The organism is Streptococcus sp. 29896 (assembly GCF_032594915.1).
GTDB lineage: Bacteria > Bacillota > Bacilli > Lactobacillales > Streptococcaceae > Streptococcus > Streptococcus suivaginalis.
The window spans coordinates 1,582,058-1,608,577 of the sequence record NZ_CP118733.1 but is presented as its reverse complement, the minus strand read 5'-3'; the positions used below and the strand labels follow the sequence as shown (position 1 = coordinate 1,608,577).

Annotated in this window: 27 protein-coding genes; 23 read left to right on the top strand and 4 right to left on the bottom strand. The window is 44.5% G+C overall.

Features of this window, described 5'->3' with window-relative positions; all coding sequences use genetic code 11:
• Positions 1–133 precede the first annotated feature (133 nt).
• The 4 genes from PXH68_RS07380 to PXH68_RS07365 are packed head-to-tail and all read right to left on the bottom strand — an operon-like array spanning position 134 to position 1,968.
• Positions 134–463 carry an MFS transporter gene (locus PXH68_RS07380; RefSeq protein WP_248028621.1) on the bottom strand — a complete coding sequence of 110 codons (330 nt, stop codon included), beginning with the start codon at positions 461–463 and terminating at the stop codon, positions 134–136.
• A 10-nt stretch (positions 464–473) separates the two neighbouring features.
• Positions 474–1,556, bottom strand: coding sequence for a DUF3278 domain-containing protein (locus PXH68_RS07375; protein WP_248028620.1), 1,083 nt, complete (start codon positions 1,554–1,556; stop codon positions 474–476).
• Positions 1,557–1,566: 10 nt separating this feature from the next.
• The gene (locus PXH68_RS07370) at positions 1,567–1,767 is read right to left on the bottom strand and encodes a hypothetical protein (RefSeq protein ID WP_205031473.1); all 201 of its coding nucleotides are present in this window, start codon (positions 1,765–1,767) and stop codon (positions 1,567–1,569) included.
• Between the two features lie 12 nt (positions 1,768–1,779).
• Complete coding sequence (locus tag PXH68_RS07365) at positions 1,780–1,968, bottom strand: helix-turn-helix transcriptional regulator (protein ID WP_172006681.1); 189 nt, start codon at positions 1,966–1,968, stop codon at positions 1,780–1,782.
• Between the two features lie 204 nt (positions 1,969–2,172).
• Between PXH68_RS07365 and rsmH the strand changes: the two genes are divergently transcribed.
• The 23 genes from rsmH to mltG all read left to right on the top strand — a co-directional run bounded on the left by rsmH (position 2,173) and on the right by mltG (position 26,520).
• Positions 2,173–3,123, top strand: coding sequence for a 16S rRNA (cytosine(1402)-N(4))-methyltransferase RsmH (gene rsmH, locus PXH68_RS07360; RefSeq protein ID WP_248028619.1), 951 nt, complete (start codon positions 2,173–2,175; stop codon positions 3,121–3,123).
• 15 nt (positions 3,124–3,138) lie between these two features.
• Positions 3,139–3,462 carry a cell division protein FtsL gene (gene ftsL, locus PXH68_RS07355; protein ID WP_158456776.1) on the top strand — a complete coding sequence of 108 codons (324 nt, stop codon included), beginning with the start codon at positions 3,139–3,141 and terminating at the stop codon, positions 3,460–3,462.
• Positions 3,462–5,720 (top strand): penicillin-binding protein PBP2X, encoded by a 2,259-nt coding sequence (gene pbp2x, locus PXH68_RS07350; RefSeq protein WP_248028618.1) that lies wholly within the window; start codon positions 3,462–3,464, stop codon positions 5,718–5,720. The genes ftsL and pbp2x overlap by 1 nt, the downstream gene beginning before the upstream one ends.
• A 1-nt stretch (position 5,721) precedes the next feature.
• Positions 5,722–6,723: a phospho-N-acetylmuramoyl-pentapeptide-transferase gene (gene mraY / locus PXH68_RS07345; protein ID WP_248028617.1), complete on the top strand. Its 1,002-nt coding sequence runs from the start codon at positions 5,722–5,724 to the stop codon at positions 6,721–6,723.
• Between the two features lie 67 nt (positions 6,724–6,790).
• Positions 6,791–8,134 (top strand): DEAD/DEAH box helicase, encoded by a 1,344-nt coding sequence (locus PXH68_RS07340; RefSeq protein WP_205031464.1) that lies wholly within the window; start codon positions 6,791–6,793, stop codon positions 8,132–8,134.
• Positions 8,135–8,152: 18 nt separating this feature from the next.
• Entirely contained in the window at positions 8,153–8,377 is a 225-nt protein-coding gene (locus PXH68_RS07335) for a DUF4059 family protein (protein WP_398582977.1), read from the top strand.
• A 12-nt stretch (positions 8,378–8,389) separates the two neighbouring features.
• Positions 8,390–9,307, top strand: a complete 918-nt coding sequence (gene trxB / locus PXH68_RS07330) for a thioredoxin-disulfide reductase (protein ID WP_248028615.1) — start codon at positions 8,390–8,392, stop codon at positions 9,305–9,307.
• A 9-nt stretch (positions 9,308–9,316) separates the two neighbouring features.
• Positions 9,317–9,865 (top strand): YceD family protein, encoded by a 549-nt coding sequence (locus PXH68_RS07325; RefSeq protein ID WP_248028614.1) that lies wholly within the window; start codon positions 9,317–9,319, stop codon positions 9,863–9,865.
• Positions 9,866–9,954: 89 nt separating this feature from the next.
• Positions 9,955–11,382: an NADP-dependent phosphogluconate dehydrogenase gene (gene gndA, locus PXH68_RS07320; RefSeq protein WP_248028613.1), complete on the top strand. Its 1,428-nt coding sequence runs from the start codon at positions 9,955–9,957 to the stop codon at positions 11,380–11,382.
• Between the two features lie 80 nt (positions 11,383–11,462).
• Positions 11,463–12,152 (top strand): response regulator transcription factor, encoded by a 690-nt coding sequence (locus PXH68_RS07315; RefSeq protein ID WP_158456760.1) that lies wholly within the window; start codon positions 11,463–11,465, stop codon positions 12,150–12,152.
• 101 nt (positions 12,153–12,253) lie between these two features.
• Positions 12,254–13,378 carry an AI-2E family transporter gene (locus PXH68_RS07310; protein WP_248028612.1) on the top strand — a complete coding sequence of 375 codons (1,125 nt, stop codon included), beginning with the start codon at positions 12,254–12,256 and terminating at the stop codon, positions 13,376–13,378.
• Positions 13,379–13,470: 92 nt separating this feature from the next.
• Positions 13,471–13,941 (top strand): transcriptional regulator NrdR, encoded by a 471-nt coding sequence (gene nrdR, locus PXH68_RS07305; protein ID WP_158456756.1) that lies wholly within the window; start codon positions 13,471–13,473, stop codon positions 13,939–13,941.
• A 6-nt stretch (positions 13,942–13,947) separates the two neighbouring features.
• Positions 13,948–15,108 (top strand): replication initiation and membrane attachment family protein, encoded by a 1,161-nt coding sequence (locus tag PXH68_RS07300; protein ID WP_248028633.1) that lies wholly within the window; start codon positions 13,948–13,950, stop codon positions 15,106–15,108.
• On the top strand, positions 15,105–16,004 hold the full coding sequence (gene dnaI, locus PXH68_RS07295; protein ID WP_248028611.1) for a primosomal protein DnaI: 900 nt from the start codon (positions 15,105–15,107) through the stop codon (positions 16,002–16,004). The genes PXH68_RS07300 and dnaI overlap by 4 nt, the downstream gene beginning before the upstream one ends.
• Entirely contained in the window at positions 16,001–16,714 is a 714-nt protein-coding gene (locus PXH68_RS07290) for an NADPH-dependent oxidoreductase (protein ID WP_248028610.1), read from the top strand. Before dnaI ends, PXH68_RS07290 begins: the two co-directional genes overlap by 4 nt.
• Positions 16,715–16,732: 18 nt before the next feature.
• Positions 16,733–18,043 (top strand): ribosome biogenesis GTPase Der, encoded by a 1,311-nt coding sequence (gene der / locus PXH68_RS07285; protein WP_248028609.1) that lies wholly within the window; start codon positions 16,733–16,735, stop codon positions 18,041–18,043.
• Positions 18,044–18,096: 53 nt separating this feature from the next.
• Positions 18,097–18,447 carry an MFS transporter gene (locus PXH68_RS07280; RefSeq protein WP_316715576.1) on the top strand — a complete coding sequence of 117 codons (351 nt, stop codon included), beginning with the start codon at positions 18,097–18,099 and terminating at the stop codon, positions 18,445–18,447.
• 13 nt (positions 18,448–18,460) lie between these two features.
• Positions 18,461–18,769: a hypothetical protein gene (locus PXH68_RS07275; protein ID WP_248028607.1), complete on the top strand. Its 309-nt coding sequence runs from the start codon at positions 18,461–18,463 to the stop codon at positions 18,767–18,769.
• Between the two features lie 130 nt (positions 18,770–18,899).
• Positions 18,900–21,986 carry an SNF2-related protein gene (locus tag PXH68_RS07270; protein ID WP_248028606.1) on the top strand — a complete coding sequence of 1,029 codons (3,087 nt, stop codon included), beginning with the start codon at positions 18,900–18,902 and terminating at the stop codon, positions 21,984–21,986.
• Between the two features lie 122 nt (positions 21,987–22,108).
• Positions 22,109–22,789, top strand: a complete 681-nt coding sequence (locus PXH68_RS07265; protein ID WP_248028605.1) for a hypothetical protein — start codon at positions 22,109–22,111, stop codon at positions 22,787–22,789.
• Entirely contained in the window at positions 22,789–24,120 is a 1,332-nt protein-coding gene (gene murC / locus PXH68_RS07260) for a UDP-N-acetylmuramate--L-alanine ligase (protein WP_248028604.1), read from the top strand. The genes PXH68_RS07265 and murC overlap by 1 nt, the downstream gene beginning before the upstream one ends.
• A 57-nt stretch (positions 24,121–24,177) precedes the next feature.
• On the top strand, positions 24,178–24,657 hold the full coding sequence (locus PXH68_RS07255; protein WP_248028603.1) for a GNAT family N-acetyltransferase: 480 nt from the start codon (positions 24,178–24,180) through the stop codon (positions 24,655–24,657).
• A 75-nt stretch (positions 24,658–24,732) separates the two neighbouring features.
• Positions 24,733–26,520, top strand: coding sequence for an endolytic transglycosylase MltG (gene mltG, locus PXH68_RS07250; RefSeq protein WP_248028602.1), 1,788 nt, complete (start codon positions 24,733–24,735; stop codon positions 26,518–26,520).

The window sequence follows — 26,520 nt, the reverse complement described above, 5'->3', positions numbered from 1 at the left end:
TCCCGTAAAAACTCCGATGAAAAGGATAAGGAGTATGCCGTTAGCCATCATCCAGAGCAATGGTTTTCTGACTTGGAACAAAACGTGCTGCCTGACAGGGCACGAGGGAAAGAATTGTGTGGGGGTGATTAGCCTAGTTCTTCTTGTAAAACAATCGATAGAAGATGGTGATGGCAAATCCAGTAGGTAATATGAGGATAAGTGGTTTTATCTGTCCAAGCCAAATGCCTATGCCGTAGGTCAGGGTCATGACAATAACTGTAAAGACACTTGAGAGAATAAAGTAATGCCTTTCTTCTGCTGATTTAAAGGGTTTGAGCATCTGGACGATGGGAAGAACGAACAGGAAGCTATCGTGAAAGGGCTCCTTGACGATGTAGGAATAGATCAGAAAGGCAGAGAACAGACTATAAAATAGAACAAAGAATTGAAAGGATTGTTTATGGGAAAAGGGGGTGTTCATGGGTTACTCCTTATTTTTTCTTAGTCGTATCTGCCTCCAGTTTTTGCAGATAGGCAAAGGCTGACAGGGCTATACTAGCAAATAGGCCCATCATACTACCAAAGAGAAGGGATTTGATATGGATGATTGAGGCCAGTAGGGGCAGGTTTAGGTTGAAGAGGTCAGCCAGTCCAGCAAAAACTGTCGAAAGCAGGGTGACTCCTAGTCCCCAAATTAGTGGATTGAGGGTCCGCCCCTGTCTTTCCTCAGGACTGAGTTCGTCTATGTCATATTGGGGAAGATCAGCATGAAGGGTTTGCATATTGACCACACCGAGCAAGATAAAACTAAAGAGACCAACGACAGTCGGATAGTAGGTGGCAACCGCAACAGGATAGCGGATAGCCAGAAAGTAAGCGACAGCATTTCCAAGCAAGAGGAAGTAGAAGAAGTAAATAAAGGCTTGCCCACCGATAGCATCTGCCTGGCTGCGCCGGTATTCATCCAAGGGGCCACGGATACCATAGAAGTGCCGTATCATGTTTTGAATCCACCTAGGTTCTTCTTTGGAAATAGCAGAGCTGACAGTTAGTAACTCCGCTTTTTTGATGCGTTTGCGTAACATGATTTCAAGAGCAATTCCGATAAGAATCCCTGAAATAGCAGCTGCTAGGAATTTTCGTGGGTCAACTAGTTGGTCAAAAAAGCTTGTTCCCTCCATCCAGCTATCAAACAGGACATTCCACAGGTGCATAAAAGTAGTAAAGTAGAGGGCAAATTTAATACTGGAGCCCTTGAGTTTTTTCTGCTCCTTGGCAGTCAGTTCTTCCATATCTAGGTTGTCCAGTTGTTTGCGAGAGAGCTGATAGGCTAAGAAGTGGACAAGCCCGAGAGTAGCAAAAAGAATGAAGATAGGGTAGCCAAAGGCCACAAATTCTGGATACCGCTTGGCTAAGGCGACTGCCAGTAGAGTGACAAAAAGGATACCCCAAAAGAGGGGGATGAAGCAGGTGTTTCCCAGTCGGAAGGCTTCTTTTTTGCGAAATTCATCCAGAGGTCCTGTGATACCGTAAAAGCGTTTGATCAATTTATCTTGAAAGGTTTCCTTTTTCATAAGCAGCTCCTTATTTTTGATCGATCAATGGTAAGATGTAAACAAAGCCTAAGAAGTAGATGGTCCCGGTAATCAGCAATTGTAGCCAAAATTTTGCTTGGCTGATGATATGCATGATGTCTGCTCGGCTATTTCCCCAAAGCTGAAAGAGGGCAAAGCAGGAGAGAAAGATAAGAGTCGAGATGAGGGCTTGGTGTGTGTTCTTTTTCATGGTGCTTCCTTTCTAATCGTTCCAAAAGAGGCTATTGAGGTCGGTTTCTAGAGCCTTGGCAAGGTTGATGCAGAGATCCAGTGAGGGATTGTACTTGTTGTTTTCAATCATGTTGATGGTCTGCCTGGATACGCCGATGGCCTTGGCCAAATCCAGCTGGGAAATACCTTGCAAGAGACGATAGTCTTTGACACGATTCATATGCCTTCCTTTCCATGTCAATTATATCTGACACACTAGTGTAAAAAAATGTGGGACGTCTCCCAATTGATTGTCAATTATATACGACATATTTTGTGATATTAGTATATACAATTTTATAAACGGTGTCAACTATATTTGACAAATTTCTTGCAACAGTTTTCGACTTCTTTTTGAATCAATTTGTGGTACAATAGATAAGATATGAGCAAGGAATTTAATCACACTACTGTGCTTTTGCACGAAACAGTAGATATGTTAGACATCAAACCAAATGGAATTTATGTAGATGCTACCTTAGGTGGGGCAGGTCATAGTGAGTACCTTTTGAGTCAGCTGACGGATGGGGGGCATCTTTATGCCTTTGATCAGGATCAGACTGCTATTGATCATGCCCATATTCGCTTGGCATCCTACATTGAAAAGGGACAAGTGACCTTTATCAGGGATAATTTCCGCAATCTCAAGACTCGCTTGGCGGAGCTAGGTGTAACAGAGATTGATGGGATTTGTTATGATTTAGGAGTATCTAGTCCACAGCTGGATGAGCGGGAGCGTGGCTTTTCTTACAAACAAGATGCGCCGCTTGATATGCGAATGAACCGTGATGGTCAGTTGACAGCCTATGAGGTGGTCAATACCTATGACTACCATGATTTGGTACGGATTTTTTTCAAGTATGGTGAGGATAAATTTTCCAAACAGATTGCTCGTAAAATTGAACAGGCACGTGCCATCAAACCTATTGAAACGACAACTGAGTTGGCAGAACTGATTAAGTCTGCTAAGCCAGCCAAGGAACTCAAGAAGAAGGGCCACCCTGCCAAGCAGATTTTTCAGGCCATTCGGATTGAAGTTAATGATGAATTGGGGGCGGCGGATGAGTCTATCCAGCAGGCAATTGATCTCTTAGCTTTGGATGGACGTATCTCGGTCATTACCTTCCATTCCTTGGAAGATCGTCTGACCAAACAACTCTTTAAGGAAGCCAGTACTATTGATGTGCCCAAAGGCTTGCCTTTTATCCCAGAAGACTTAAAGGCGCCACTTGAGTTGGTTAATCGCAAGCCAATTTTGCCGAGTCAGGAGGAGTTGGAGGCTAATAACCGGGCACATTCAGCTAAATTGCGTGTAGCCAAAAAAGTGCATCAGTAAAGAAAGAGAAGCGACATGTTACAAGATAATCGTCGGGAAGCGACTATGAAGGTGATTGGAAATAAAATCAAGACCTTTAGTCGTGTTGAAAAAGCATTCTATGGAAGTATCGTGGTGACAGGCTTGGTCTTGGCCATCGGAATCGTCTTTATGCAGACCCGTTTGTTACAGGTCCAATCGGATATGGCTCGAATCAATCAAGAAATTTCTGCTAAGCAGGTCGAGATTGACGATGCCAAACAAGCTGTCAATGAGTTGACCCGTTCTGCTCGATTGTTGGAAATCGCAGAGAAGGAAGGCTTGTCTTATAATAATGACAATATCGGGGTTGCAAATTAATGGCAAGAAAAAAGAAGAATCGTCTCTTAACATATATTTTGCGGAAACGCTTTATTCCATCAAAAAACCGTCGGAGGGTGGGGCAGACTCTCATTCTTTTGACGGTCTTCGTATTTTGCCTCTTTTTGGTTAACTTTGCGGTGATTATTGGGACAGATAGTAAATTTGGTGTTGATTTGTCAGAAGCTGCCAAAAAAGTGCACCAAACGGAGGTTACTGTCCAGGCAAAACGTGGGACCATCTATGATCGGACGGGTAAGCCAATTGCGGAGGACTCGACAACCTATACTGTCTATGCCATCATTGATACCAGCTATGTGTCTGCTTTGAAAGAGGTCCTCTATGTGCAATCTAGTCAGTTCAGTAAGGTCGCTGAGATTTTTGAGAAAAATCTTGGGATGGAAAAGGACTATGTACTGCAACAATTGAATATGAACAATTTGAAGCAGGTCTATTTTGGAACTTTGGGAAAAAATATTTCTTACAGCACCATGACCACAATCCAAGAAGAGATGGAAACGGCTGGTATCAAGGGGATTTCCTTCTCAGCAAGTCCAGGTCGTCTTTATCCTGAAGGGGATTTTGCTTCCAATTTTATCGGCCTAGCCAACCCTGTTGAAAACAAAGATGGCAGTTATAGTTTGAGTGGAGCTATGGGGATGGAGTACTATCTCAATGATATTCTCTCCGGGCAAGACGGAAAGATTATCTATGAAAAAGATAGTGCTGGCCGCATCTATCCTGGAACAGAAAATGTCCAAGTGAAGGCGGTGGATGGAAAAGATGTTTATACAACCATTTCTGCAGACCTCCAACGCTCTCTAGAAACAAACATGGATGTCTTCTTTGAAGAAACCAGTGGTAAGTATGCTAGTGCGACTTTAGTAGCAGCTAAAACAGGCGAGATTTTGGCAACAACGCAACGCCCAAGTTATAATCCAGATACTAAAGAAGGCATGGACAATGAAGACTTGCTCAACTACTCTCTTCTTTACCAAGCCAACTTTGAGCCAGGTTCAACTATGAAAGTCATGACTCTGGCTTCTGCGATTGACAATGGAACTTTTGACCCTAATCAAACCTACTACAATGACCAGTATGTCATTGCCGATGCAACCATCAAGGACTGGGAAGTCAACGCGGGTGGTAGTGCAAAGATTATGACCATGGCTCAAGGTTTTGCCTTCTCGAGTAACATTGGGATGACCATGTTAGAGCAGCAGATGGGGGATGAAACCTGGTTGAATTACCTCAATAAGTTCCGATTTGGTTACCCCACTCGTTTTGGGATGGGGGATGAGACAGGTGGTCTTTTGCCAGGTGATAACATTGTTACCATAGCGATGTCCTCTTTTGGACAGGGGATTTCTGTGACGCAAACACAGATGTTGCGGGCTTTTTCAGCTATCGCAAACAATGGAGTTATGATTCAACCCAAGTATATCTCTGCGGTTTATGATCCCAACACAGCTTCTGTGCGGGTTGGTGAGCCAGAAGAAATGGGAAAACCAGTTTCGGAAGAAGCTGCGGATCAGACCTTGAATTACATGGTGACAGTAGGAACGGATCCTTATTTTGGTACCCTGTATGCTCCGAGCTTAGCTCAACCTGTTATTAATGTTGATGGATATAACATTGCTGTTAAATCCGGTACCGCTCAAATTGCCAAAGATGATGGAACTGGATATATGAGTGGCAGTCACGATACAATAAATTCGATTGTTGCCATGATTCCGGCGGAGGATCCTGAATTTATTATGTATGTTACAGTTCAACAACCCCAAACTTTTAATGGAATTCACTGGCGGGATATTGTGACTCCGTCTTTGAAAGAAGCCATGCTACTGAAAGATAGTTTGAGTTTGACTGAACCAGCTGTCCAGTTGACAAGCATTGGTCAAGAAACAGAATATGTCTTGGAAGATATCATCGGGCATTCACCTGGTGCTACAGCAGAAGAATTGCGTCGTCAGTTGGTGCAACCGATTATTTTGGGGAATGGCTCTGAAATCACCAAGGTTTCTGTTAAGACCGGTAGCAATCTTGCAGCCAATCAGCAAATTTTGCTTCTGACAGACAATTTCACCACCCTACCAGATCTCTATGGCTGGACCCAGGAAAATGTGGATGTTTTTGCCAAGTGGACGGGAATTGAAATTGTTTACAAAGGGTCGGGCAGCAAGGTCGCCAAGCAAAGTGTGGAAATCGGCAAGAAGCTGGATTCGATCAAAAAAATTACCATTACTTTAGGAGAATAAGATGTTAAACGGACTCTTTTCGGGTCTAGTAGCCTTTCTCATGACTGTGCTACTGATTCCGCAATTCATTACTTTTTATCAACGCAAGCGAATTGAAGGGCAGCAGATGCATGAAGATGTGAAGCAACACCAATTCAAGGCGGGCACACCGACTATGGGAGGGACTGTTTTCCTAGTAGTGGCAATTCTTGTAAGCCTGGTTTTTGCTTGGCAGTCGCGCATGTTGACGGGTGGCGTCTTAGCTATCCTCTTCATCTTGGCTCTCTATGGTTTGGTTGGTTTCTTGGATGATTTTTTGAAAATTTTCCGAAAAATCAATGAAGGATTGAACCCCAAACAAAAGCTAGCTCTGCAAATTTTGGGCGGTATCGTCTTTTATATGGTTCATATTGATGCTGCAGGATCAGGTGGAGAACTGAATGTCTTTGGACATTTCATTCAGTTAGGCCCTCTCTATTTTGCCTTTGTCCTTTTCTGGCTGGTTGGTTTTTCCAATGCGGTCAATTTGACGGATGGGATTGATGGACTGGCTTCCATCTCCGTTGTGATTAGCTTAGCTACCTACTCGGTCATTGCCTATCACGATCACAAGTTTGATATCTTGTTGGTATGCTTGACCATGATTGGTGGTTTGCTTGGGTTCTTTGTCTTCAACCGCAAACCTGCTAAAATCTTCATGGGAGATGTGGGGAGTCTTGCTCTTGGTGGCATGTTAGCAACCATTTCCATTGCTCTTCGTGTGGAATGGACCCTTTTGTTAGTCGGATTGGTCTATGTCTTGGAAACCTCTTCTGTTATGCTTCAAGTATCGTATTTCAAATACACTAAAAAGCGTTTTGGCGAAGGGCGTCGGATTTTCCGAATGACCCCTTTCCATCATCACTTGGAACTAGGTGGTCTATCAGGTAAGGGTGAAAAATGGAGTGAGTGGCAAGTGGACTTCTTTCTTTGGGGTCTGGGGTTGGCGATGAGCCTTCTGACCTTAGCCATTCTCTATTTATAGGAATGTAGAAACAGCAGTCTCTGCTGTTTTTGTGTTATAATGAAAAGAAGTAGAAAAAGAGGGACTTATGAAATTTACAGAACTACCATTGAAGCCTTATATTCAAGAGGCCTTAGCAGATATTAACTTTGTAACGGCGACAGAAGTTCAGGAAAAATTGATTCCTGTTGTCCTATCTGGTCGCGACTTGATTGGGGAATCTAAAACTGGCTCTGGAAAAACCCATACATTTTTATTGCCTATTTTCCAGCAACTTCAGGAAGATTTGGATCAGGTTCAGGCAGTTATCACAGCACCATCTCGTGAGTTGGCGACGCAGATTTACCAAGCAGCGCGCCAATTGGCCAGTCATTCTGAGACAGAAGTGCGGGTGGTAAACTATGTTGGTGGGACAGATAAAAATCGTCAAATTGACAAGCTACAAGCCGGTCAACCCCACATTGTCATTGGAACACCTGGCCGCATTTACGATTTGGTTAAATCAGGTGATTTAGCCATCCACAAGGCAAAGACCTTTGTGGTTGATGAAGCGGATATGACCCTCGACATGGGCTTTTTGGAAACAGTTGACAAGATTGCAGGCAGCCTGCCAAAAAACCTTCAATTTTTGGTCTTTTCAGCGACCATTCCGCAAAAATTGCAACCATTTTTGAAAAAATATCTGTCCAACCCTGTATTGGAACAAATTAAGACCAAGACGGTTATTTCAGATACGATTGAAAACTGGTTGATTTCGACCAAGGGCCGTGATCGCAATGCACAAATTTTGGAAGCGACTCGACTCATGCAGCCCTATCTGGCGATGATTTTTGTCAATACCAAAACACGGGCAGATGAATTGCACAGCTATCTGACTGCCAACGGCTTACGGGTTGCCAAGATTCACGGAGATATTCCACCACGCGAGCGCAAACGGATCATGAATCAGGTGAAAAATCTGGATTATCAGTACATTGTCGCAACGGATTTGGCGGCGCGTGGGATTGATATCGAAGGGGTGAGTCATGTTATCAATGATGCGATTCCGCAAGACCTTTCCTTCTTTGTTCACCGAGTAGGTCGGACTGGCCGCAATGGCTTGTCAGGGATTGCCATTACCTTCTATCAACCAAGTGATGATGCTGATATTCGTGAATTGGAAAAAATCAATATCAAGTTTCTTCCAAAAGAGATGAGAGATGGCGAATTTAAGGACAGCTATGATCGTGACCGTCGGGTCAATCGTGAGAAGAAAACAGAACAGCTGGACATAGAGATGATCGGTCTCGTTAAAAAGAAAAAGAAAAAAATCAAGCCGGGCTACAAGAAAAAAATCAAGTGGGCTGTTGATGAGAAGCGCAGAAAGACCAAACGTGTGGAGGCTCGTGCCAAGGGACGGGCAGAGCGTAAGGCCAAGCGCCAGACCTTTTAGGAGGCTTAGTAAGGGATGATATTTGAATCCATTTTGGGACTTTATCTTCAGAGTTTATTACTGACGATTGTCTTTATGGTTGTGGTGAGTGGCTTTTGGTTTCTGGGACGCATGATTCGAAGGGTAGACAAGACCGTTCAGGAACGCCAAGATGCCCTCTATGATTTGATGATGATCAATGTCATGACCATCCCCATCCTTTCCTTTGGGGTACTGGGTGTATTATTGATGCTAAAAGCTTAGAGAGGAAATTCTATGTACGATACGATAGTGGTTGGAGCAGGACCTGCTGGGATGACAGCAGCGCTCTACGCAGGACGAAGCAACCTCAAGGTTGCCCTTTTGGAACGCGGCATTTACGGCGGCCAAATGAACAATACAGCTGAAATTGAAAATTATCCAGGTTACGAACATATTTCCGGTCCAGCATTGGCGGAAAAAATGTTTGAACCCCTGGAAAAATTTGGTGTGGAGCACTTATTTGGTACCATGACCAAGTTGGAGCTTGATGGACCAATCAAAAAAATTCACACAGAAGATGGCATTCTTGAAGCCAAGACAGTGATTCTGGCTATGGGAGCCAAGCACAGATTATTGGGCATCCCAGGAGAAGATACCTACAATAGCCGTGGTGTATCTTACTGTGCAGTCTGCGACGGCGCCTTTTTCCGTGGGCAAAACCTCTTGGTGGTCGGTGGAGGAGACTCGGCAGTCGAAGAGGCACTCTTTTTGACTCAGTTTGCGGAAACTGTGACCATCGTTCACCGTCGAGACCAATTGCGTGCACAAAAAGTCATTCAGGACCGCGCTTTTGCCAATGAGAAAATCAAGTTTATCTGGGACAGCGTGGTAGAAGAGATCCAAGGGGATGACCTCCGAGTACAAGAAGTGGTCATCAAGAATGTCAAAACTGGTGAAGTCAGTCAACAGGCTTTCGGTGGTGTCTTTATCTATGTTGGTTTAGATGCTATGACAGAATCGGTAACTGATTTGGGCATTACAGATGAGGCAGGTTGGATTATCACAGACCAAGATATGGCGACAACGATCCCAGGTGTGTTTGCAATCGGTGATGTGCGTCAGAAACAATTACGTCAGATAACGACAGCGGTTGGTGAGGGTGCTCAAGCAGGCCAAGGGGTATACAACTACCTGACAGAACATGCAAACTAGGAGATGATCATGTTTCATATTTATGATATTCAAAAAAATCCAGACGGCATTTCATTTCAGAAAACTCTGGTTCTCCAAGATGAGATTCAGACTCGTAACCGAGAGGTCTTGGGTCTCTCGCCTGTCCAAGTTGAAGGAAATGTCCGCTTTGAGTCCGGTTTTTACTTTTTGGATTACCAGATGACTTATACCATTACCTTGTCGTCAAGCCGCTCCATGGAGCCAGTTGTTTTGGAAGAATCCTATCCTGTCAATGAACTCTTTGTAGCTAGCGAAGCAGCTCTAAAGGAGCAGGACTTAATCGATGAAGATATGGTCTTGGTCATTGAGGATGATCAGATTGTTTTGGAAGAAAGCGTTGCGGATAACATCTTACTCAACATTCCGATCAAGGTCCTAACCCCAGAAGAAGCTGCAGGAAGTGATATGCCATCAGGTGCCAACTGGTCAGTCTTGACAGAGGATGATTTCAAACAAGAAGTGCAAGAAAAGAAAGAGGCCAATAGCCCCTTTGCACAATTACAAGGCTTGTTTGCAGATGGGGAAGAGACAGAATAGTTTGGGTGATTAAATTATCTGAAAATTCTTGTCAATTCATGCAAACAGGTGTATAATAAAAGAGATACAAACGAATAGGAGTAAACTTCATGACAAAAGCAAACTTTGGTGTTGTAGGGATGGCTGTAATGGGCCGGAACTTGGCCCTCAACGTAGAATCTCGTGGCTATACAGTAGCGATTTACAACCGTTCAGCAGATAAAACGGAAGATGTAATAGCCAGCAACCCAGGTAAAAACTTGGTTCCAAGCTACGATGTTGAAAGCTTTGTAAAATCAATTGAAACCCCACGCCGTATCATGCTTATGGTGCAGGCTGGTCCTGGTACTGACGCAACCATTCAAGCCCTCTTGCCACACTTGGACAAAGGTGATATCTTGATTGACGGTGGAAATACCTTCTACGAAGATACCATTCGCCGTTCAGCAGAACTGGCAGACTCAGGCATCAACTTCATCGGTACAGGTGTATCAGGTGGTGAAAAAGGTGCTCTTGAAGGCCCGTCTATCATGCCAGGTGGACAAAAAGAAGCCTATGAATTGGTAGCTGATGTCTTGGAAGAAATCTCAGCTAAAGCTCCAGAAGATGGAGCACCATGTGTGACTTATATCGGTCCAGATGGAGCTGGTCACTACGTAAAAATGGTCCACAACGGTATCGAGTATGGCGACATGCAATTGATTGCAGAGTCATATGACCTCATGCAACACTTACTCGGTTTGTCAGTAGATGAAATGGCTGACATCTTCACTGAGTGGAACAAGGGTGAATTGGATAGCTACTTGATTGAAATCACAGCTGACATTTTGAAACGCAAGGACGACCAAGGTCAAGATGGTCCAGTTGTTGACTACATCATGGATGCTGCTGGTAACAAGGGCACTGGTAAATGGACAAGCCAATCATCTCTTGACTTAGGTGTGCCTTTGTCACTGATTACAGAATCTGTATTTGCTCGCTATATCTCAACCTACAAAGATGAGCGTGTGGCAGCAAGCAAGGTCCTTCCAAAACCAGCTCCGTTTGCATACGAAGGTGACAAGGCTGAATTGGTAGAAAAAATTCGTCAAGCATTGTACTTCTCAAAAATCATGTCTTACGCACAAGGTTTTGCACAATTGCGTGTTGCTTCTAAAGAAAACAACTGGAACTTGCCATTCGGTGAAATCGCAAAAATCTGGCGTGCAGGTTGTATCATCCGCGCTCGCTTCTTGCAAAAAATCACAGATGCCTACGGACGTGATGAAGACTTGGCAAACTTGCTCTTGGATGAATACTTCCTTGATATCACTGCAAAATACCAACAAGCTGTTCGTGATGTCGTAACCCTAGCTGTTCAGGCAGGTGTGCCTGTCCCAACCTTCTCTGCAGCGATTACCTACTTTGATAGCTACCGTGCAGAAAACTTACCAGCTAACTTGATCCAAGCACAACGTGACTACTTCGGTGCTCACACATATAACCGTAAAGACAAAGAAGGTGTCTTCCACTACGATTGGTATAGCGAATCGAAATAAACAGAATGGGCGTGCAAGCGCCCTTCTTTCTAATTTGCCGCTGCCAATCCCGACTGATAGAGAGAACGATGAAAGAGAATATGGCAAAGAAAATTTTGATTGCAGGTCGTGAGCGCAATCTATCCCACTTTGTTTCCATGGAATTGCAGAAACAAGATTATTTGGTGGATTACGCTTCGACAGGGAAGGAGGCCTTGCAGCTGGCCCATGAAACTGATTTTGATTTGATTTTGATGAGTTTTCAGTTGGCAGACATGGGGAGCCGGGAACTTTCCTTGGAACTCTTGCGGTCAAAACCTGCCTCTGTCATCATCGTTGCAGTCGATAGTTCAGAAGTCGCTCAGCATGGACAGGATATTTTGACCTACGCAGTTTCTTATGTTGTCAAACCCTTTGTAATCAGCGACTTGGTAGAACAGGTGACAGCAATCTTTAAGGGGCGTGACTTCATTGATGAAAACTGCCGTCAAATCAAGCTACATGCTGCCTATCGTGACTTGAAGATCGACTTTCAAAATCGGACAGTCACACGGGCTGGCGAGCTGGTCAATCTAACCAGAAGAGAATACGACCTTCTGGCAACCCTTATGTATAGTCCAGAGATTCTCAGCCGTGAGCAACTCTTGGAACGGGTTTGGAAATATGACACCGCCGTAGAAACGAATGTGGTAGATGTCTATATCCGATATTTGAGAGGGAAATTGGATGTTCCGGGACAGGACTCCTATATCAAGACCGTTCGTGGTGTTGGCTATGCTATGAGAGAATAAAACCGATAGGCTATGCCTGTCGGTTTTTCGGTGATTCAAGAGTGACTTTTTTTTCACAATGCAGTATAATGAAAAGAATACAACAATTGAAAAGGAAGCCTATGTTTCATCAGTTTAAGGAAAAAATATTTCTCATTTCATTTGCAGCAGCCGTCTTGCTAGCTGTCTTGCATTTCTCGGATATTTTCGGACTTTTTGAGACTGTTTTAGCCAGTATGAACTCCCTCTTAGTGGGTGCCATTATTGCCTTTATCTTAAACGTTCCAATGAAAAAGTTGGAGGGGTTGATTGCTAAGGTCTCTTTTTTGGAAAAATCAAAGCGGAGCTTGGCCATTGTTGGAGTCTTGATAGGCTTTTTGCTGATTGTGACAGGTTTGGTCTTGATTGTCTTGCCGACCCTTGTGACGACTGTGTCTCAGTTGGTAACGGTGAGTACAACCGCTATTCCAAAGTCGGTCAACAGCTTGATTGCCTTTTTAGAAAGTTATAATCTTTTGTCAGGGACCATCGGTGAACAAATCAATGATTTTCTATCACAACTGAAAAATCTATCAGCTGTGTCACAATTTGTCACGCCAGTTTTATCCGGTCTAGTCAATAATGTTTCTGGTATTTTCTCCAATACCATGACCCTGGTGATGGCCTTCTTCTTTACCTTGGCGATTCTGGGGAGCAAGGAGCATTTGCAGTCTATGACGACTAAGTTCCTCTATGCTATTATGCCGGAGAAATGGGTGAAGATTATCAGCTACATTGGTGAGGTGATCATCGATACCTATGATAAGTTCTTGATGAGTCAGATTGTGGAGGCAGTCATTATCGGGACCTTAGTCTTTGTTAGCTATTCCTTGTCAGGGATTCCTTATGCAAGCATGGCAGGGATTTTGGCAGGTGTCCTGTCCTTTGTTCCCTATATCGGACCATTTTCAGCCTGTCTCATCAGTGCTCTCTTTGTCGCTGTGCAAAATCCGCTCTTGGCGCTCTGGTCCATCGTTTTATTCCAGATTTTACAGCTGATTGAAGGAAATGTGATTTACCCTCGTGTTGTTGGTCAGTCTGTGGGACTGCCGACCCTCTTTACGCTTGCGGCTGCCCTGATTGGTGGAAACTTGTTTGGTCTGTTGGGGATGGTCTTCTTTACTCCGATCTTTGCGGTTATCTATCGTTTGGTAAAAGAGTGGGTGTACTACCGTTTGGAAAAGAAAAAGATTCAAATAATCAACTAAAAGCGCTGGCCCTTGGCCAGCCTCTTTTTATCTAGAGAAATCCCATAAAATATGGTACAATGAGATGATAACGTCAGAATGGGAGAAAGTAGATGCGGTGTCCAAAATGTAACAGTATTAAATCTAGCGTTGTAGATAGTCGTCAAGCAGAAGATGGCAACACCATTCGTCGCCGTCGCGAATGTGAATCCTGTGAACATCGCTTCACAACCTACGAACGAATTGAAGAAAAAACCCTTGTGGTTGTAAAAAAAGACGGAACAAGAGAACAGTTTTCACGTGAAAAGATCTTCAACGGAATTATTCGTTCTGCGCAAAAACGTCCTGTATCCAGTCATGAGATTGATGAGGTGGTGAACAGGATCGAGCAGAAGGTTCGTGCCCAAAGTGATACCGAAGTGGAAAGTGATGTCATTGGAAATCTTGTAATGGAAGAATTGGTTGAGTTGGACGAAATCACCTATGTTCGTTTCGCCTCAGTCTATCGTTCTTTCAAAGATGTGGGAGAACTGGAAAATCTCTTGAAACAAATTACCAAAGGACACAAGCAGAAGGGAAATTAGTGCGTGATGAAGCCAAATGACCAGTTTAGCCTACTCAAGCGCCAGGCTTTTCTTGCAGATTATAGTAGCTTAAGCCTTCTTTATCAGCCCATTATGGGGGCGGATGCTTTCTTGGTTTATCATTTTCTCCTAGCAAGTTATGAGCAAGGGCTTAGCAATCAGCCTTTTTCAAGAATTCTCAACCATCTAGACTTGGGGATGAATCGCTTGGAGCAGGCACTGGATGTCTTGACCGCCCTTGATTTGTTGGATGTGTACAACAAACAAGAAGTCTTTCTTTTGGAATTAAAGGCTCCTTTAGCTGAAGTGGCTTTTATGGGCAAACCTCTGTTGAAGCAACTCTTGCGCAAAAAAATTGGGGATTTTGCTATGGCGACAGGTCAGCAAAGTCCTGATAGCTCTTGGCAAAAAGTGTCGAAGAAATTTTCGGATGTCTTTTCAGAAATTGGTCAGGTCAAAGAGCTTGTTCCAGCTCGTAAGGGCTTTGACTGGGATGCTTTCCGAAATCTGATGCGTCGAGATAAATTAGCCTTTCAAGATGAGGCGGAAGACGTCATCGCCCTGACCCATTTGGCCGACAGTCTAGGGCTATCCTGGTTAGAACTCTATCAGCTGGCCAAGGAAACGGCAGTCCAGCACCAGATTTCTCTAGGCAGACTACAAAGCCGACTTCAACAAGGTGGTGAGACAGGACAGTTGAGCCGTCAGGAAGAGGCTATTTTGGCGGAGGCAAAATTAAAATCCAGTCTCGAATTTCTCCGTCTTTTGAAAGCTAGTCGCAAGGCGGGGCTACTTGATGCTGAGCGGTCTTGTCTAGCTAGTCTTGCCAAGGAAGGACACTTGGATGAGGTTATCAACGTGGCAGTTCTATACACCTTCAATAAGATTGACTCCGCCAATCTCAATACCAAGTATTTGGTCAAGTTAGTCAATGAATTTTCCTACAAGGGCATCCATTCGGCAAAGGCAGCGATTCTTTTTTTGAGGGAGAATCAACAAGCTACAAGAACAAGGACACAAGCACGGACAAAAACAAGTCCAACTTCAAATGTTCCAGAATGGAGCAAGCAAGAAGTGAAAACAGAACAAACGATAGAAGGTCAAGCCCAGCTAGCCGACCTCTATCGTCAATTTGAAGAAATGGAAAATAAAGGAGGTGGCCAATGAAATCAGTTCAAGATAATCTAGAACACAAACAGTCTCCGGTTCGTCAGTCCTATGACCAGCTGGTGGCAGAAATCATGCAAGACAAGGATGTGGCGGAGTTTATCCGTCAACATGGACTCAATCAAGATGAGATTGGTCGCTCCATTTCCAAATTTTATGAATTTATCAATGAACGGGACAAGTTTTTCGCCAATGATCAGACTTACATGGCCAAGGGCTACCAACCAGTTCTGGTCATGAACCAGGGCTATGCAGATGTGTCCTATCTAGAAACGGCTGAGCTGGTTGAACTACGGAAATTAGAAGCCATAAAAAATCGGATTCAGCTGATTAATATGCCGGCTAGTCTGAAAAATGTGACCATTGCAGACTTGGACCGTCAGGATGAAAACCGTGTAGGGATTATGCTGGCTATTTCCGACTTTGTTAAGCGGGTCGGCCAAGACAACAAGGGCATTTATCTCTACGGGACCTTTGGTATTGGCAAAAGCTACCTCATGGCTTACTTGGCCAATCTCCTGTCCAAGACCCACCTGCTGTCAACGACCATGCTCCATTATCCGACCTTTGTGGTGGACATCAAGAATGCCATCAAGGACGGGTCGGTTAAGGAGCGGATTGACGAGGTCAAGACGGCTCAGGTCTTGGTTTTGGACGATATCGGAGCGGAGCAGCACAGTTCTTGGATTCGGGACGATGTCTTGCAGGTTATCCTCCAGTATCGGATGCAGGAAAATCTGCCGACCTTCTTTACTTCCAACTTCTCCTTTGCGGACTTGGAGCGGCATTTTTCTGCTGGTAAGTCAGGCGATGAGACCTGGCAAGCCAAGCGGGTCATGGAACGCATTCGCTTCCTAGCCCAAGAGATGCACTTGCAGGGGGTCAATCGCCGATGAATGAAACTATTGATTTGATGTTGAGCCACAGCTCAGTCCGTCGTTTTACGGAGGAGCCGATTGAGGCGGAACATTTGGAGGCCATTATCACAGCGGGTCGGGCTGCGTCTAGCTGGAAGAATTTCCAGTCCTACTCCATTATCGTCGTACAGTCGGAAGGCAAAAAGCAGGCTCTCTATGACTTGGTGCCTCAGCCAGCTATCTTGCAGGCCCAGGCCATTTTGCTTTTTGTGGGCGACCACAACCGTGCCAGCAAGGCGGCCCAGCTTCATGAGAAGGACTTTGAAGCCAAGGGGACGGAGAATCTTTTGATTTCTTCCGTTGACGCGGCTCTGGCAGGGCAGAATACCCTCTTAGCAGCTGAAAGCTTGGGCTATGGTGGTGTCTTCATCGGTATGATTCGCCACAAGGCCTTGGCAATAGCAGAGCTGTTCAACTTGCCGGACTATACCTATCCGATTTTCTGTATTGCCCTTGGGCACCCTGCAGAACAAAATCCTGTCAAACCACGACTAGCAAGTAAAGCCATTGTCTTTCAGGAAGAATATGTGGAGCAAGGCGTGGAAGTAATCCAAGCCTACGACCAGGTTCAGACAGACTATGCAGGTGCCCGTCAGACAGAAACCTGGTCTGAGCGTATGGTTACCCAGTTCGGACAGGCAGAACAGCCTGAAACCAAGGCTGTATTAGAAAAAAATAAATTATTGTAAACTAGAAGAGGAGGAGCTATGGCTCTACCAACTATCGCCATCGTTGGACGTCCCAACGTTGGAAAATCAACCTTATTTAACCGGATTGCAGGGGAGCGGATTTCCATTGTCGAAGATGTGGAAGGTGTGACCCGTGACCGTATTTATGCTACTGGTGAGTGGCTCAATCGCAAGTTTTCCCTGATTGATACAGGTGGTATCGATGATGTGGATGCTCCTTTCATGGATCAAATCAAGCATCAGGCTGAGATTGCCATGGATGAGGCGGATGTTATCGTCTTTGTCGTATCAGGCAAGGAAGGTGTGACCGATGCGGATGAATACGTATCGCGTATCTTATACAAGACAAACAAACCTGTTATTCTAGTTGTCAACAAGGTCGACAATCCTGAAATGCGGAATGACATCTACGATTTCTACTCACTTGGTCTTGGCGATCCCTATCCTGTATCTTCTGTTCACGGTATTGGAACAGGGGATGTCTTGGATGCTATTGTCGATAATCTCCCAGCGGTGGAAGCAGAGGAAAATCCAGACATTATCAAGTTCAGCCTGATTGGTCGTCCAAACGTTGGTAAATCAAGTTTGATTAACGCCATTTTGGGTGAAGAGCGTGTCATTGCCTCGCCTGTTGCGGGAACGACTCGTGATGCCATTGATACGCACTTTACAGACCCAGAAGGTCAGGAGTTTACCATGATTGATACCGCAGGTATGCGCAAGTCTGGTAAGGTCTATGAAAATACGGAGAAATACTCTGTCATGCGTGCCATGCGTGCCATTGAACGCTCAGATGTTATACTCATGGTCATCAATGCCGAAGAAGGTATCCGTGAGTACGACAAACGCATTGCAGGCTTTGCCCATGAAGCTGGTAAGGGGATGATTATCGTAGTCAACAAGTGGGACACGCTGGAAAAAGACAACCACACCCTGAAGAAATGGGAAGACGATATCCGTGACCAATTCCAGTATCTGTCTTATGCACCGATTATCTTTGTATCGGCCTTGACCAAGCAACGTTTGCACAAGTTGCCTGAGATGATTAAGGCCATCAGTGAGAGCCAGAATACCCGCATTCCGTCGGCTGTCCTCAACGATGTCATCATGGATGCCATTGCCATTAACCCGACACCAACTGACAAGGGCAAACGTCTCAAGATTTTCTATGCGACTCAGGTTGCGACCAAACCACCGACCTTTGTGGTCTTTGTCAACGAAGAAGAGCTCATGCACTTCTCCTATATGCGTTTCTTGGAAAATCAAATCCGCAAGGCCTTTGTCTTCGAAGGAACACCGATTCATCTGATTGCACGGAAACGGAAATAAGAAAGAGAGGTCAAACCTCTTTTTTCTTTGCATGCTATGTAAAAAATGCTACAATGAAAAAAGGAGGTGATTCCATGATAGCGGGCAATGTCATTCTAATGTTGTTTGCATTTCTAACAGTTCCGGTTCTTCTACTAGTAGACTATGAAGATAAGCAGTACAAGCCCTTTGGCCTTCGTTACTGGTTTGGAGCCTTTGCGTGTATATTGGTATTTTTAGTGACTCTTTTGGTTTATTTTGTAACCTACGCAGTTGGATCCATCATGGTTTTCAACCATTTTGACAGGTTTTTGGTCGGTATCTTTCTTTTCTTGGTATTTGGGGCAAGTGTGTTGACGATTCTACTGGCTAGGGCTATCAAAACCTTAATTCGACGGACTAAGTATTATCAGCAGATGAAATAGGGGGACCGACCATATGGAAATAATCGGTGAAGTCTTGGTGGAGTTTTTGACTGGATTGGCAGACTTTGATGAAAGAAAGTACCCACCCTTTGGCCTTCGTTACTGGCTAGGATGGCTGGCAGTGGTGGCCAATCTTTTGTTGCTTGGCTTTCTTGGCTTTGTAACGGTCGTTTTCTTCCTAGTTTTTATGAAAGGAGGGGACTGGCTTCTCCTTGTTTCGGGTCTTCTTTTGGCCCCCTTTCTGTTATTTTGGTTTTTGAAAACCATGGGCCATATCAGGAAAATGTGGCGGGTGACCCTCTATTATAAACAGCTTTCTTAAGAACACCAGTTGGAAAACGGGTGTTTTTTCTATGCCTGGCCCAAGAGTTCTATTGGAAAATATGCTATAATGAAAAGATACAATTTAGTTATGTGACGAGTTGTTGGCTGGGAGTAGAAAAGGAGAGGCGATGGGAAAATTAATGCCGGGTCGGATTCGACAAGCTGGAATTGATCTCTATGAGGCTGGGCATCTTCGGTTGAAAACTGTTCAGGACAAGCGATTTCTATTTGATTGTCAGGGTGTTGAAGTCGAGTATGATTTGAGGGGACAAGAGGTGGTTTGTCAATGCGCAGATTATGGTCTGCGGCAATACTGCCTGCACCAAGCAGCGGTAGAATACTATTTTAACAATCATCCGGAAGGCAAGATGCAGCTACTTGCCCATCAGGAGGAGGTGGCTTTGCAGGAGGAAATTCTAGAGGAGAATCCCTTTATTGAAAGCCTAAAACGCCCCTATGAGGATGGACGGTGGACCTATCGATTGTCTGTCCATGGGCAGGTCATGGCCTTTGAGAAAACCATTGATTGGACCTTGAAAATTTCTCGCTATCCAGATGATAAATGGTATGTTGTCCGTGATATAGGAGCCTTTTTGAAAGTAGTAGCCAATCAAGGAAATTACCAATTTGGGAAGCACTATTTTGAGCAGCTGACCTATGCTGATTTTGATCAGGCTAGTCAGTTTTTTCTGGATTTTTTAGATCGCTTGCAGCCGCATCGTGTCCGCTTGGATGATCCGATTTTTGTCAATATGGGTCGGCATCTGCGCTTGCCTCTAGTCGCATTTGAAGAAGGACTAGAACTAATGCAGGACTTGGCTGATTTTCAATTTGAACACCAACTAAAGGCCTATGACGCGGTTGTCATTGGAAACTTGCAGGCTGACCAGGACCTGTATCGTTTTCAGGTCAAGGTGGAGACAAACCACTTTTTGGTGGTATTTGAAGAAAAGCCTGTCTTGGAATTATATAAGGGACGCTTTTTGCTCGTAGGCAATCAATTTTATCTGGTCAGCCGACAACAGGAGCGGATTCGGTCTGTTTTACACTCCTATTTGGACCTCTCATCCGGTCAGGGTCAGGTACGTGTGGAATTTCGTGATCAAGATCAGCTGGCCTTGATTTTGCTTGATTTAGCCCGGCTAGGTCCTGTTGTAGCTCCCAAACAATTTGAAATTCGTGATTTTAAACCAGAGTTTCACTTTGATCAAACAGAGTCTGGTGAGATCAGCTTAGCCTTGCAGCTCCGCTTTTCCCGCGTCTTAGTGACAAGTCGAGAAGAACTGGACCAACTACCCTTTGCTAGTCATAAGAACCATTTGGATGCTGTCTTGGATATGATGGACAAGGCTGGATTTGTCGGAGATTTTCAGGCCCTACATGCCCCAATGTCAGGCGCAGATCTGTATCGTTTTTTCACTCAAAAACTGGAGCAGTTTTCTAAGATGGGCTTGGTTCACTTGAGTCCGAGCCTGAAGGCGCTTCAGGTCATCCCAAGTCCTAAGATTCAGATTGAGAAGGGTCAAGGTTTGTTGCAGGTTCTCTTTGATTTTGATGGGATTGACCAGGAAGAAGTAGATGCAGCTCTGTCGGCCTTGTTTAGTCAGGAGGCCTATTATTCAACCAGGCAGGGGAAGTTGTTGGTTTTTGATCAGGAGACTCGCGCCATCAGTCAAACCTTGCAGGAGTTGCGGATTGGTCGCATGCGCAAGGGTGGCCTGTCTGTGCCTTCTTTTAGAGCCCACCAGTTGGCTGAGAGCTTGGCAGGAAGGGGAGATATAGCTTTTTCTAAGGAATTCCTAGAGATGGCACGCTATCTAGCGCGGCCAGAGAGCTTCCCTATGCCAGATGTTCAGATTACGAGCCAGTTAAGAGATTACCAAAAAGTAGGTATTCAATGGCTTGCAAGCTTAGATCATTTTGGTTTTGGCGGAATCCTAGCCGATGAGATGGGGTTGGGAAAGACCCTGCAGACCATCGCCTTTCTTTCTACCAAAAAGCCAACAGATGGCAAGGTGTTGATCTTGGCGCCATCGAGTTTGATCTATAACTGGCAGGATGAATTTCATCAATTTGCTCCCCAGATGGACCTGGTGGTGGTCAACGGGAGTAAGGACCAGCGAGTTTCTTTGCTATCGGAAGAACACCATGTTTATGTGACCAGCTATACTGCCTTTCGTCAAGATGTGGATGAGTACCAAAACAAGTCCTTCCGCTACCTATTCCTGGATGAAGCCCAAGTGATGAAAAATACCCAGACCAAGATAGCGCAGCTCTTGCGGAATTTTGAAGTGGAGAGGGTCTTTGCCCTATCAGGAACACCGATTGAAAACCGGCTGTCCGAGTTGTGGTCCATTTTTCAAATTGTTTTGCCGGGTTTATTGCCGAACAAGAAAGAATTTTCCAAACTTACTGCCTCTGCGGTTTCCAAGCTGATTCAGCCCTTTGTTCTTAGAAGGCGAAAAGAGGATGTATTGGTGGAATTGCCTGATTTGATTGAATCAAAGGTTATTTCAGAACTAACAGATCAGCAAAAATCTCTTTACTTGGCCCAGTTGGAACAAATTCGGTCGGGTTTGTTAGATGGTGGAGATGAGGCCTTGCAAAAGAGGCGAATTGAAATTTTGGCAGGCATTACCCGCTTGCGGCAAATTTGTGATACGCCGAAACTGTTTATGGATTCCTATCAAGGAGACAGTGGAAAGCTAGCTAGCTTGAGGGACTTGCTTGAACGGTTAAAGGCGGAGCAACACCGTGTCTTGATTTTCTCTCAATTTCGCCAGATGCTGGACTTGATTGCCCAGGAGGTGGATGATCTGGGGATGACCTCCTATCTCTTAACTGGATCAACTCCTGCAAAAGAGCGGCAGGAAATGACCCAGGCATTTAACAAGGGGAGCCGGGATGTTTTCTTGATTTCCTTGAAGGCAGGGGGAGTCGGTTTGAATTTGACAGGGGCAGACACGGTTATTTTGGTGGACTTATGGTGGAATCCTGCGGTAGAAGCTCAGGCCATCAGTAGGGCGCACCGTATGGGACAGGAAGCCAAAGTGGAATGCTATCGCTTGATTACCAAGGGTACCATCGAAGAGAAAATCCAAGAATTACAAGCGAGCAAGGCAGAACTGGTGACTAGCGTACTGGATGGAACAGATGATCGTGCCTCCTTGTCTCTGGATGATATCCGTCATATATTGGGCCTACCTCTGGGCTAAGAAGTCTTAGTTTGATAGAAGTGAAGTCTGGAGTTTGCTCAATAAAATCAGCTTCAGAAAGATAAACTTGGTCAAAAATCGGCTTCTGTGGTATAATATCTGTTTGAAAGGATGAGAGGACTATGAATAGCCAGAATCGTTTTCCAGTGATTGCAGACCATGAAAGCATCATCGAAATGCGACCAGCAATGGATCTGTACGATGAGACAGACTTAATCAGTAATATCCGAGGAAACTACCAGGACCGTTTTTTTGATGGCCCTGGGCCAACGGACCTTCCAACAAAGGAAAATCCAGTACAGGACGGTCCATCAGAGAGGGACTTGCTGCCGCCTTTGTTTGAAGTGAAGCCAAGTCCGTATTCTCGTAAGGAACGGTTGGCCAAGCCGATGGTCAAGTCAGATGCACGTGGCGAAGCCTTACCAAAAACTCAGGGACAATTGGCGCGTGAGCAAGCCAGGGAAGATATCAAACGGAAAAAATCAGCTAGTTATTTGAAGAATGATAAGCCTCATCCTGCTAAGGTTATCAAAAAAGAACGACCAGTAGTCCAGCCTCAAAAGGGGAGTCAGGAACTAGCTGACTTAGCCAACAGACTACGTCAAGAAAATTACATCTTGGCAGACCTACCACCTGTTTACTCTTTGAAAAAAGAAGATCGAGAGCAAGAAAAGGAAAAACCACGCAATTCCTATGATTTCTTGAGGAAGAGTCAGGTTTACAATTACCCAGAGCGGAAATTTCAAAAAGAACGCCGCATGGCCCAAGAATTGAATTTAACACACATGGAAGAGGAAATCTAATGACAAAAACCTATCATTTTATCGGGATTAAGGGTTCAGGGATGAGTGCCCTAGCGCTTATGTTGCACCAGATGGGTCACAAGGTGCAAGGAAGCGATGTTGAGAAATATTATTTTACTCAGCGTGGTTTGGAGCAAGCAGGAATTGCGATTCTTCCCTTTGATGAGAAGAACATCACAGCTGATGTTGAATTGATCGCTGGAAATGCCTTCCGCCCAGATAATAACGTAGAAATTGCCTACGCCGACGCTCAAGGCTTATCTTACAAACGCTACCATGAATTCCTGGGTGAATTTATGAAGGGCTTTACTAGCCTCGGTGTCGCTGGTGCCCACGGTAAAACTTCAACAACAGGTCTCTTGGCCCATGTGATGCGTAACATTACAGATACCTCTTTTTTGATTGGAGATGGTACGGGTCGTGGCTCTGCCAATGCCCAGTATTTCGTCTTTGAATCTGACGAGTACGAGCGTCACTTTAAACCTTACTATCCTGAATACAGCATTATTACTAACATTGACTTTGACCACCCAGATTATTTCACCAGCTTGGAGGATGTCTTTAATGCTTTCAATGATTATGCTAAACAGGTGAAAAAAGGACTCTTTCTGTATGGGGAAGACGAGCAACTCCGTCAGATTACTGCTCAAGCACCAATTTACTACTATGGTTTTGGTGAGGACAATGACTTTGTGGCTTATGACTTGAAACCTTCTACAACAGGTTCCCAGTTCAAGGTGCGCCACGGGAAAAAAGAGCTAGGTCAATTCCAAATTCCGACCTTCGGTAAGCACAATGTCATGAATGCAACCGCAGTCATTGCTAACCTCTATGTGGCTGGATTTGACTTGAACTTGGTAGCGGAACATTTGAAAACCTTCGGTGGTGTCAAACGTCGTTTCACAGAGAAAGTGGTCAATGATACGGTCATTATCGATGATTTTGCCCACCATCCAACCGAAATTATTGCGACCATTGATGCAGCACGTCAGAAATACCCAAGTAAAGAGATTGTGGCCATTTTCCAACCGCATACCTTCACACGGACCATTGCTCTCTTGGATGAGTTTGCAGAAGCTCTCAATGATGCCGATGCTGTTTATCTGGCACAAATCTACGGTTCTGCTCGAGAAACAGATAACGGACAAGTCAAAGTGGAAGATTTGGCAGCCAAAATCAATAAAAAAGGTGGACTGGTAACAGTAGAAAATACTTCGCCGCTCCTTGACCATGACAATGCAGTCTATGTCTTCATGGGAGCAGGAGATATTCAATCCTATGAGTATTCCTTCGAACGCTTGCTGTCCAACCTATCTAATAATGTTCAATAAGAACAGAGCAAAGACAGAGGTCAGACCTCTGTCTTTGCTTGCTAGAAAGGAGACTGCATGCAGCTACGATTTGTGACAAAAGGAGATGAGGCGGCACTTCTGGCTTTGGAAGAGGCCAGTTTTGTTGCGGAAGAACGAATTTCACCAGCGGTCCTTGCGTCATTTGCAAGTCACTCGTCTACTTCTTTAGTGGTAGAAGACCAAGGTCAGGTTTGTGCCTTTTTATTGACCAGGCCGATTGTTGGCTGGGACCTGACTGACCAAGTCTATTTCCAAGAGGTAAAGGTGGATGAAACAGGAAGTTGTCTAGCTGTTGCGAGTTTAGCTGTAGCTCAAGCCTATAAGGGGCAAGGTTTGGGCAGCCTTTTACTAGCCAGTTTGAAGGACTTAGTTGTCAATCAAGGCTGGGAAGGGATCAGCTTGACCTGCCATGAAGAATTGCTTTCTTTCTATTGCATGAACGGATTTGAAGATTTAGGAATCGGTTTGTCACAATTAGGAGGTTCAACTTGGTACCAAATGCGGTGGAAAGCTTGATAAATAAAGGAAGTTCTTGATTTTGTTAGGCTTTTAAGATATAATAAAAGGTAATTGTGTGAAAGGAGTTTAATTGTGAGCAACGATTCGAAAGAAAAGAACACACAATCTTCCAATTTTCGTGAACAAATTTTACGGGATTTGGAAGAGTTAAAACAAAAAAGATTAAGAGAGGCCCAGGGACAGGAACAAACGGAATCCATCGATTTGCAGCCAGAACCGTTAGTAGAAGACCATCTTCCAGTTGAGGAGATTGTTGTTCCGGAACCAGTTGCAATTGAGGAAGTCCTTATTTCAACGCCTCAACCTGAGATGGCCGTAGCAGAGGATTTAGTTCGACCAACTGTTAAAATCGATGCGATTGATTTTGAAGAAGAAGTTCCAGTTGTGGTGAAACAATCAGAACCAGTTGTGCCAGTCACTCCAGTTGAGCAACCAAGTTTTGATGCTGGTTCTGAATTTGAAAACACAGTTGAACGAAACATTTCTGAGTTGCGTTCAATGGCAGAAAACTTTGAGCGTTCCGTTCCAACTCCAACTCTAATTCCAGTTGAGGAGCCAGTTGTTGAATCCCTTGATGAAACACCACTTGCTGAAGACGAAGTTGAGTTGGATAAGACAATTGTGACACCAGTCCCAGTTCCAGTTGAGGAAAATCAAGCGGAAAAACCAGTTGCAAAAGCTGGATTAGAAACGCCAAGACGCCGCAGCACCAAGCAAGCACGTAAGAAACAAGATAAGGCAGCTAAGCGCATTGTTTCAGTTGTGATGTTGGTAACCGTTTTGGCCCTGATTTTGACAGCTGTTTCTGGTTATTTCTATGTTAAATCGAGCTTGGAACCAATCAATTCCAGCGCAACTGAGACAGTGCAGGTTGAAATTCCGGAAGGTTCATCAACTAAAGAGATTGCAGAAATTTTGCAAGATAACAACTTGATCAAAAATGCAACGATCTTTAACTACTATGCCAAATTGAAGAGCTACAACAATTTCCAAAGTGGTTTCTACAATTTGAGCCAAAGCATGTCAGTAGATGACTTGGCAAAAGCCTTGCAAGAAGGTGGTACGCCAGTAGCGGAAGATCCAATCGCAGGTAAAGTCTTGGTGGTTGAAGGCTACACCTTGGAGCAAATCTCTAAGGCTGTGACAGATAATGTCTATACAGATGATACAACGGACACAACGCCATTTACTGCAGAAGAGTTTATGGCAACTGTGCAAAACCAAGATTTCATTGCGCGAATGGTAGCTGCTTACCCAACCTTGTTTGCAAGCTTGCCAGCAGCAGATTCAGGTGTTAAATACCAATTGGAAGGCTACCTCTTCCCAGCAACCTATGATTATACAGCAGACACAACTGTAGAAGGCTTGATTGAGCAAATGATTGCTGCAATGGATGCAAACTTGAAGCCTTACTATGAGAGTTTGGCAGCCAAAGGCTTGGATGTTAATTCTGTGTTGACCATGGCTTCATTGGTTGAAAAAGAAGGTTCAACAGATGAAGATCGTCGCAATATCGCAAGTGTCTTCTACAACCGTATCAATGCTGGTATTCCACTTCAATCAAACATCGCTATTCTTTATGCGATGGGCATGCTTGGTCAAGAAACAACCTTGGCACAAGATGCTGCTATCGATACAGCAATCGATTCACCATTTAACATCTATGTCAACTACGGCTTGATGCCTGGTCCAGTTGATAGTCCAAGTCTATCAGCTATCGAAGCAACAGTAAATCCAAATACAACTGACTACTACTATTTTGTAGCAGATGTAACGACAGGAACTGTTTACTTCACGAACTCTTATGAAGAACACTTGGCGAACGTTGAAACATACGTGAACAGCAAGCTAAACAATTAG

Coding starts and splice junctions, on each gene's coding strand:
- PXH68_RS07380 (WP_248028621.1), bottom strand. CDS start 463: ATGAACACCCCCTTTTCCCATAAACAATCCTTTCAATTCTTTGTTCTA.
- PXH68_RS07375 (WP_248028620.1), bottom strand. CDS start 1,556: ATGAAAAAGGAAACCTTTCAAGATAAATTGATCAAACGCTTTTACGGT.
- PXH68_RS07370 (WP_205031473.1), bottom strand. CDS start 1,767: ATGAAAAAGAACACACACCAAGCCCTCATCTCGACTCTTATCTTTCTC.
- PXH68_RS07365 (WP_172006681.1), bottom strand. CDS start 1,968: ATGAATCGTGTCAAAGACTATCGTCTCTTGCAAGGTATTTCCCAGCTG.
- rsmH (WP_248028619.1), top strand. CDS start 2,173: ATGAGCAAGGAATTTAATCACACTACTGTGCTTTTGCACGAAACAGTA.
- ftsL (WP_158456776.1), top strand. CDS start 3,139: ATGTTACAAGATAATCGTCGGGAAGCGACTATGAAGGTGATTGGAAAT.
- pbp2x (WP_248028618.1), top strand. CDS start 3,462: ATGGCAAGAAAAAAGAAGAATCGTCTCTTAACATATATTTTGCGGAAA.
- mraY (WP_248028617.1), top strand. CDS start 5,722: ATGTTAAACGGACTCTTTTCGGGTCTAGTAGCCTTTCTCATGACTGTG.
- PXH68_RS07340 (WP_205031464.1), top strand. CDS start 6,791: ATGAAATTTACAGAACTACCATTGAAGCCTTATATTCAAGAGGCCTTA.
- trxB (WP_248028615.1), top strand. CDS start 8,390: ATGTACGATACGATAGTGGTTGGAGCAGGACCTGCTGGGATGACAGCA.
- PXH68_RS07325 (WP_248028614.1), top strand. CDS start 9,317: ATGTTTCATATTTATGATATTCAAAAAAATCCAGACGGCATTTCATTT.
- gndA (WP_248028613.1), top strand. CDS start 9,955: ATGACAAAAGCAAACTTTGGTGTTGTAGGGATGGCTGTAATGGGCCGG.
- PXH68_RS07315 (WP_158456760.1), top strand. CDS start 11,463: ATGGCAAAGAAAATTTTGATTGCAGGTCGTGAGCGCAATCTATCCCAC.
- PXH68_RS07310 (WP_248028612.1), top strand. CDS start 12,254: ATGTTTCATCAGTTTAAGGAAAAAATATTTCTCATTTCATTTGCAGCA.
- nrdR (WP_158456756.1), top strand. CDS start 13,471: ATGCGGTGTCCAAAATGTAACAGTATTAAATCTAGCGTTGTAGATAGT.
- PXH68_RS07300 (WP_248028633.1), top strand. CDS start 13,948: ATGAAGCCAAATGACCAGTTTAGCCTACTCAAGCGCCAGGCTTTTCTT.
- dnaI (WP_248028611.1), top strand. CDS start 15,105: ATGAAATCAGTTCAAGATAATCTAGAACACAAACAGTCTCCGGTTCGT.
- PXH68_RS07290 (WP_248028610.1), top strand. CDS start 16,001: ATGAATGAAACTATTGATTTGATGTTGAGCCACAGCTCAGTCCGTCGT.
- der (WP_248028609.1), top strand. CDS start 16,733: ATGGCTCTACCAACTATCGCCATCGTTGGACGTCCCAACGTTGGAAAA.
- PXH68_RS07280 (WP_316715576.1), top strand. CDS start 18,097: ATGAAAAAAGGAGGTGATTCCATGATAGCGGGCAATGTCATTCTAATG.
- PXH68_RS07275 (WP_248028607.1), top strand. CDS start 18,461: ATGGAAATAATCGGTGAAGTCTTGGTGGAGTTTTTGACTGGATTGGCA.
- PXH68_RS07270 (WP_248028606.1), top strand. CDS start 18,900: ATGGGAAAATTAATGCCGGGTCGGATTCGACAAGCTGGAATTGATCTC.
- PXH68_RS07265 (WP_248028605.1), top strand. CDS start 22,109: ATGAATAGCCAGAATCGTTTTCCAGTGATTGCAGACCATGAAAGCATC.
- murC (WP_248028604.1), top strand. CDS start 22,789: ATGACAAAAACCTATCATTTTATCGGGATTAAGGGTTCAGGGATGAGT.
- PXH68_RS07255 (WP_248028603.1), top strand. CDS start 24,178: ATGCAGCTACGATTTGTGACAAAAGGAGATGAGGCGGCACTTCTGGCT.